The sequence below is a fragment of the Mesorhizobium sp. P3_A9 genome (assembly GCF_056402975.1).
In genome coordinates this window covers 1-7,138 of record NZ_JBFUGJ010000299.1, presented here as the reverse complement: position 1 = coordinate 7,138, position 7,138 = coordinate 1, and the positions used below count along the sequence as shown (strand labels likewise).

Below are 7,138 nucleotides of genomic sequence, written 5' to 3'. Positions count from 1 at the left end.
GGTCTTAGCTCCGCCAACGCCCGTCGCCCCGTCGCCGCCGGAGGTCGCGGTCATCCCGCCGCCCACCGTGGCGCCGTTGCCGCCACCGCCGCCGGCGGCGCCGACGCAGCCCGATGGCCATCGTGACGCGGTCGTCTGGCTGGCGGTGGCGCCCGACGGGCGCTCGATCATGAGCGCCAGCACCGACCATGTGATCAAGCTGTGGGACATTGGCGGCAAGCACCTGATCCGTAATCTCGGCGTCCACAAGGATATGGCGCGCACCGCGCTCTACATGCCCGACGGTGTCAGCGCACTGACGGCCGGCGACGACGGCGAGATCGTGCTGCGCAAATTGGCCGATGGCGCCGTGCTGCATGTCTTCCAGGCCGGTCAGAATGGCGGCGTCARCAAGCTGGCGATCAGCCCGGACGGCAAGCGYGCCGTCAGCGGGCACGACACCGGCAATGTAATCGTCTGGGACCTCGTCAACAATTCCGTGCTGCATGTGCTGACCGGGCACGACTGGTCGATCAGCGCGGTCGCCGTCTCGCCCGACGGCAAGCAGGCGCTGAGCGGCAGGATCGACGGCACGCTAAAACTCTGGGACATCGAAAGCGGCAAGCAGCTGCGCAGCTGGCACGGCCACGAGCAAGGCACCTATGGCGCCGTCTTCACCGCTGACGGGCACCATGTGATCACCGGCAGCGGCGACCTGACGATCAAGGTCTGGGACCTCGACAGCGGCCGCGAGGTGAAGCGCTTCGAAGGCCATGAAGGCACGGTCTATACGCTGGCGCTATCGGCCGACGGCAAGCGCCTGCGTCGGGCTCGCTCGATGGGACGGCACGGCTGTGGGACATGGAAACCGGCAACCAGATCGCCATGTTCGACAGCCAGACCGGCCCGATCTACGCCGTGGCCTTCGCTCCCGACGGCACGSTGCTSACCGGCGGCTACGACCGCACCATCAGGGATTGGCCGGCGACGGGYGGCGATGGTGTGGTGCTGTTTGCGGGAGCGCCGGGGTGAGGGGCATGCGATGATCGGATCGCGTGACAGAAATGATCGAATTCGCTAAAGCAACCATCGAACGCAATAAATCTGAGCATCGATTGCTCGACCAAAATGCTTTTGACGGGACCGAACTGTTCACTGCGTCTGTCGCTGCTGCAATATCAGTTTCCAGATATACATGACGATAAGTGGGATTCGAACTGGCTGATTGTTGGGGGCGAAGCTTCCATCAATGGTCGGAGATGGAGCTTCCGTGATCCCTGCCTTACAACTTTTGAGGCTCTGCGTTTGGCTGAATGGCTGGAGCAAACATCGCAGGGGCGGGCCGAGAGATCGTGGTGTGGGTTTCTAGAACCAAATCTGGAGTTCCGAAGCAAGCACAATGATATCAAGGTGATCTTCCGGCTTGAGTCCGCGCCGCCGTGGGCGAGGCGTGATGAATGGGACAAGCACGGCTTCAAGGTTCCCATCGGCCCGGAGCTTCGGGATGCAGTCGCGGAACTGAGGCAAGAGCTTGTCCGCTTCCCGATTCGAGGGCCTGGCCGATCTTGACCCTCTCGTCGCCCAAGCTATGTTCGCGCCATGTCAGCACCCAGCCTCCTGGCCAACGCGCCTCTCATTGTCATCGACCTCCAAACCGGCATGTTTGACGGCGTGCATGAGCCGCCGATCCATGATGCTTCGGGCATTGCCGAGCGCACCCGCACGGTGATCGATTGGGCAAGGCGCGGTGGGCGCAAGGTCGCTTTCGTCAGGCATGACGGACCCGAGGGCGACCCGTTGGCGCCGGGTGAACCGGGCTGGCCGGTTTGGCCCGCCCTTGGCCAGGCCGACGATGAACCGACCTTCGCCAAATCCGTGCGCGATGCTTTCAGCAATCCTGCCTTCGGCGACTGGGTCGCCGGGCAGGGCGCGGGTGCCGTGGTGATCCTCGGCGCGCAGACCGATTTTTGCGTGGCGGCGACCGTCAAGGCCGCGATCGCCAGAGGCCTCGGCGTCACCGTGGTTTCCGATGCCCACAGCACGCTGGACAGCGCCGGCGAGAGTGCTCTGCAGATCATCGCCCGGCATAATGGCGAATTCAGCGAGGCCGGCGCGACTGTGGTGACCACGAAGGCGCTGGTCGGCGGCTGACGCTGCAAAAGAATGACGCTGCGGGCTGATCGTCGCTTCGCGCGGCAGCTGTGCCGTCTGGCGCATGCCGTGGTCGACGCGGACGGGGGGGCGCATTGTTGGGATGGCTGGGCGCCCGCGTCAACCAGGGCGGCTCGTACCGCCGCAGCAACACCATGACACGTCGTCGGGCGTTCGAAACTTCCGTGATAGCGGAATAGGCAGGAGCTGCGGCGCGGATTCGCGGTTTGCTTCGCCGAACCATTCGCTGGGATATTTGCCGAGAAACAGTTTCTCTTGCCTGCCGCATTGACCCGCGGCGAGCGGGCGGCGAGGACTGGCGCTTTCAGCAGGGAAGAAGCCCATGAGCGAACAGACGATTTTCCGCAACGCGAAACTGGCCGATGGCTTGCTGGCGGATTTCTTCGTCACCGGCGGCCGCTTCAGTGCCATCGCGCCGGCCGGAAGTGCGCCGCCGGCTGATATGACCGCCATCGACGCCGCCATCATTGACCCCGGCATCATCGATCTCGGCGGCCAGCTTGTCGTGCCGGCCTTCGTCGAGGGGCATATCCATCTCGACACCTCGTTCTATGGCGATGCCTGGCGCCCGCACATTCCCTGCACCAACGGCTTCGACGTGCGCGAGCGCGTCGCCTTCCAGGCACAGAACCTTGCCGCCGCGGCGCCGATGGCCGAGCGGGCGAAGAACCAGCTCGATCTCTGTATCGGCAATGGCAGCCTGGCGATGCGCAGCCATGTCATGGTCGATGCTTCGGTTGGGCTCAGCCATGTCGAGACGATCCTTGCCGTGCGCGAAAGATATCGCGACCTCATCGACATCCAACTCGTCGCCTTCCCGCAAAGCGGTATTTTGTCCTCACCCGGCACGGCGGAGCTTTTGGACGAGGCTTTGAAGCTTGGCTGCGACCTCATCGGCGGGCTCGACCCGGCCAGCTTCGACCGCGATGTGAAGGGCCATCTCGACGTGGTGTTCGCCCTGGCGCAAAAGCATGGCGCCGGCGTCGACATCCACCTGCATGATGGCGGCACGCTCGGCCTGTTCCAGGTCGAGGAGATCGCGGCGCGGACAAAGGCGCTCGGCATGCAGGGCCATGTCGCCGTCAGCCACGCTTATGGGCTGGGCGACATTCCGGCAGACGCCTTGGCGAAGGCCGGCGCAATGCTGGCGGCCGCTGGCGTGGCGATCATGACCAACGCGCCCGGCAACCATGCCTTCCCGCCGGTGGCGGCTCTGCGACAGGCAGGGGTCACCGTGTTCAGCGGCTCCGACAACATTCGCGATTCCTGGTGGCCCTATGGCGATGGCGACATGCTGAACCGAGCCAACATGATCGGCTACCGCTCCGGCTTCTATGAGGACCACGAACTGGCGGCTGCCTTCGATGCGGTGACTCATGCCGGCGCCAGGGCGCTGGGGCTGGAGGACTACGGCATAGTGGTCGGCGCCAGCGCCGACTTCGTCGCCATGCGGGCGCAGCACGTGCCCGAGGCGGTGGTCGCCGTGCCGAAGGACCGGACGGTCTATCGCCGGGGCAAGGCGGTGGCGAAGGGCGGCATGATACTGGCGCGCTGACGCCATGGCTGATGCTGGATAGCGGAAGGGGCCCGACGGCTTGGTGCAAAAGGGAGAAACGTCGGGCCCCGCCGGCTTCTGGCGGGAGCCGGCGTCTTTTACATTAGTAGTATCTAATGTGATTGCAAGGCGGAGGCGAGGCATCCCTAGGGATAGACGCTGCCGGATTTCAGAAGCCGACCGCTCCCGTCACCATCAGCACCAGAACCACCGCCGCCACGCCCCAGACAGCCGCCACCGCCAAGGTTTGCCCGTTCAGACGGAACCTTCGATGAGGCCTGGGCAATTGCATCCTCGGCATGGCCTAGAAGCGATCGAAATCGCAGACCCGTACCTTCTCGATGACCCAGTGGTGGTGGCGCCAATGCTTCCTGACCTTTACGAAGCAATGCCGGTTGTGATGTTTGTGCCAGCGATGATCGCGCCAGTGGTGGCGGCCCATATGCGTGCCGTTGTCCGTGGTGATGACGAGGCTGGCGGCCTGCGTCGGGGCAACGTTGACGGGGGACAGCACGGAGACAATGAGAAGTGCCGAGAGAAGCGTGGTTTTCACTTTGAGTCCTCCATTGTGAATAAAGTTCTGTGCAAGGAAAGTGGCGCTTCGGCCCATCACTCCGCTGCCCTCTGGTCGGCCGCCTGGGCCGATCGGGCGGGCACGGAAGACAGAGCGTGTTGATTGGATTGCTGCTCGCCGAAATAGAGCAAGCCGCCCAGGACGAGGAACACAATCCCGACCGCGACAAGTCCGACCATCAACACGGCGATCGCCGTGCCCGGGCCGTGGCCTGTTCTGGTGATGATGGACCGATGGTGCATCGCTCTTCCTCCGAAATCCAGTCCGGTCCGAAGACCTTGCGGCAAACGATGGCAGAGGCGGGATGTTCCCGATGAGGGGTCGCATCGGCCTTTTGCGTTTCCTTGTAGGACCAAGGTCTTAGGTGGTTGAAGCAAAGGTCCGAGGGGCCTTCTTCGGTTCCGGCAATGTCCATGGGACGTTCCGCTATTTTAGCCAAATGAGATATAGTCTTCTTGCCCTGTCGAGGGGCGAATTCGGACATTGGCAAGGGTAAAATGACGCCCCGCCGCCATCCGACAATGATGTGCTTCCTTCCACATTTCATCGGGTGAGGGCCTCCTGCAGGCAGATCGAGTGGAACCTCGTTCAGCCTGGGCATTGAGGCAAAAAGGCGCTTGCCGAACTCCAGGAATTCGAACTTGTAGACATCGCGGCGGCTGAGCGGCGCTGCCATGTCGCGGCTCCGTACCGGCATGGCGAAACCGAATTCGCCGCCTTCGCAACCGCCGCGATCGATCCAGTATTGGTCCATGTCGGCACGCTTGCGGGCGCGTTTTTCGGGCGAGCGGAAGTTGATGGTGTGCCTGGCATCGCAGACGCCGAGGACATGATCGGCGCCGCCACCGATGGCGATGCCTTCGATGACCAGCAGTGCCGCATCCTTGGGCCTGAGCCCGCACAGATCGCGCGTGGCGTCGATGACGGCGCGCTTGGCCTCCGGCTCCTTGCTGCCCTGGAGCCCGCCAATGGCGACGGTGTAGCTGCCGGTGCCCGAGGGGCTGGCGTCCAAGGGGCCGGCGCCCAGGGGGCTGGTGCCCAAGGGGTAGAGGATGAAGCTCAGCCTGACCAGGTCGAGCCGGTCGCTCTGCCGTGTCAGCCTTATCGAGAAGGCGCCTTCGTGACTGGTGCCGGAATGAACGGACAGACGCATGGTGAGGGTATAGGCATCGCGCCGCCCGTTGACCTGGCCGATGTCCATCGCCCGCCCGCGCCATGCCGCCTCAAGCATTTCCCGCGGCAGACCCGCCGCCGCCAGGTTGAAATGGTCGACCAAAAGGTCGAAGCCGCGATGGCCGGGCAGCCCAAGGGCGAAGAATTTGTAGGGCTTCTTGCGCATGAGATCGTCATGCGGGCAGCCCAGCCCGTGCCGCCGCCGGAAACCCGCAAGAAAGCGGACCCATTTGAAAGAACTCACTGGCTTGCAGGCGAAGCGGGTGAGGAAAATCCTGGATTGCCGCACCCCCAGCCGCCCGCAAAGGCCAAGGATCTGACTGAAGACGCCGGCGGTTTCCCGCAACCCGGCGCGCTCGCTCGTTTCGAAACTCAAGATCAAACCCCACACGGCTGTTGTGGGGCGGGGTTAGCCCGGAGGGATTACGCCGACATTGCGGGGGGCGAGGTACGTTAGTCTCCTTCTACCCCAGCCACCACCACAGCGCCGCAACCACCGCCACGACAGCGGCGACCGCAAGCCCCAGCATGATGTATGAGCCCTTGATGATGTCGCGGATGATCTTCTTGATCGTCTCGCGGTCGTTGAGGTTGGGGAAGGGATCGTTGGGCAGCGCCACGCCGAGGAACTCGCAGAGCGGCGCCCAGCCTTCGGTCACCTTGTAGACCAGCAGCTTGTCCGGCGGCACCGCCGCCTTCACCTCCTCGATATAGGCGTTGTATCGCGCCACCGCCCTGTCACGGTCGTCCATCACGCCGTCCAGCGTGCGGCCCCATACCAGTTTGCTCGACATGTCGCCGAATTTCCGCCCGAAGGGCGTCAACCATTCCAGAATCTTGAACTGCCAGACATTCTTGGTGAAATAGATCGTGTCGATGGTGCTTTCGTACCAGGCTTCGGCGCCGCGTGGGTGGAAGGTAAGCAGCACCTTGGCGTCGGGATAGGTGGCCAGCAATTCCCTCCACACGCAGCAGCCGGGGTTGTCGACGGTGGCCGTATAGTTGGCGAAGACGCGGTTCCAGTCGTGCTGGCTGCCGGGCGGGCTGTTGGCCACCTTGCGCCAGAAGTCGAGATGGCCTCTGTTGGCCTTGTTTATGATCACTTCCTGCGTGTGATAGCAGGGCAGGCCGAGCCTGTTCAGCGCGGCAAAAGTCGACCACGTGCCGGTGCGGCCGAAACCGGCCCCAATCAATTTGAGCGTCATTCCCCCATCCCCGCGGACTTGTTTTCTAAGCTATGTCAGTCCGCGAGCATTAAATTGCGCCGGACCAAGCCAACGCGCAATAGCCGTCGCCGAACCGGCTGATCACATACTTGCGAAGTTGCTAAAATAATGGAACGCTGTGTGCGGGCAATGGGAGTTCGGGAAGGGAGTCGTTGGAACCGGGGCGGTTTCGGCGGCTTTGGCATCGATGTATTTTGGACAATTTCTCGTTGGGATGTCGGCCACTTCAGTCATTGTCGCGGTCTGGACCTATATGGCCACCGGTTCTTTCTGGCAGGCGCTTGCCTGGACGATAGCTGTGCTGGTTGTCCTGCAGGCAGGCTATTTCGTGCTCGTCGTGCGGCTTATCTTCAACCGCGCGCACGAGGCGACAAGCCGGGATGAGGTCGACGCTGTTCCGCCGCTGCATCGTGACGGCGTCTGGTTTTAAGGGCAGGATACCCCGATCAGGAATGGCGC

General features: G+C 63.3%; 9 protein-coding genes. 5 read left to right on the top strand and 4 right to left on the bottom strand.

The genetic code is table 11. The features are described from left to right. The 4 genes from AC1DX0_RS27755 to AC1DX0_RS27740 all read left to right on the top strand — a co-directional run. On the top strand, positions 1-1,060 hold a 1,060-nt coding region (locus AC1DX0_RS27755), incomplete at its 5' end, for a WD40 repeat domain-containing protein (RefSeq protein WP_477357594.1). 47 nt (positions 1,061-1,107) lie between these two features. Further along, positions 1,108-1,548, top strand: coding sequence for a WapI family immunity protein (locus AC1DX0_RS27750; protein ID WP_477224589.1), 441 nt, complete (start codon positions 1,108-1,110; stop codon positions 1,546-1,548). A gap of 30 nt (positions 1,549-1,578) precedes the next feature. After that, complete coding sequence (locus AC1DX0_RS27745) at positions 1,579-2,130, top strand: isochorismatase family protein (RefSeq protein WP_477224588.1); 552 nt, start codon at positions 1,579-1,581, stop codon at positions 2,128-2,130. Between the two features lie 343 nt (positions 2,131-2,473). Continuing rightward, the gene (locus AC1DX0_RS27740) at positions 2,474-3,706 is read left to right on the top strand and encodes an amidohydrolase family protein (protein WP_477224587.1); all 1,233 of its coding nucleotides are present in this window, start codon (positions 2,474-2,476) and stop codon (positions 3,704-3,706) included. Between the two features lie 169 nt (positions 3,707-3,875). Here the strand turns inward: AC1DX0_RS27740 and AC1DX0_RS27735 are convergent, their stop codons facing one another. The 4 genes from AC1DX0_RS27735 to AC1DX0_RS27720 form a co-directional block, all read right to left on the bottom strand. Beyond that, entirely contained in the window at positions 3,876-3,998 is a 123-nt protein-coding gene (locus AC1DX0_RS27735) for a hypothetical protein (protein WP_477357591.1), read from the bottom strand. 12 nt (positions 3,999-4,010) lie between these two features. Continuing rightward, positions 4,011-4,259 (bottom strand): hypothetical protein, encoded by a 249-nt coding sequence (locus AC1DX0_RS27730; RefSeq protein ID WP_477224586.1) that lies wholly within the window; start codon positions 4,257-4,259, stop codon positions 4,011-4,013. 199 nt (positions 4,260-4,458) lie between these two features. Next, positions 4,459-5,829, bottom strand: a complete 1,371-nt coding sequence (locus AC1DX0_RS27725) for a DUF535 family protein (protein ID WP_477224585.1) — start codon at positions 5,827-5,829, stop codon at positions 4,459-4,461. An 88-nt stretch (positions 5,830-5,917) separates the two neighbouring features. After that, positions 5,918-6,658 (bottom strand): sulfotransferase family protein, encoded by a 741-nt coding sequence (locus tag AC1DX0_RS27720; RefSeq protein ID WP_477224584.1) that lies wholly within the window; start codon positions 6,656-6,658, stop codon positions 5,918-5,920. Positions 6,659-6,893: 235 nt separating this feature from the next. Between AC1DX0_RS27720 and AC1DX0_RS27715 the strand changes: the two genes are divergently transcribed. Beyond that, on the top strand, positions 6,894-7,109 hold the full coding sequence (locus AC1DX0_RS27715) for an exopolysaccharide production repressor protein (protein WP_477224583.1): 216 nt from the start codon (positions 6,894-6,896) through the stop codon (positions 7,107-7,109). The last annotated feature ends 29 nt before the right edge of the window (positions 7,110-7,138 follow it).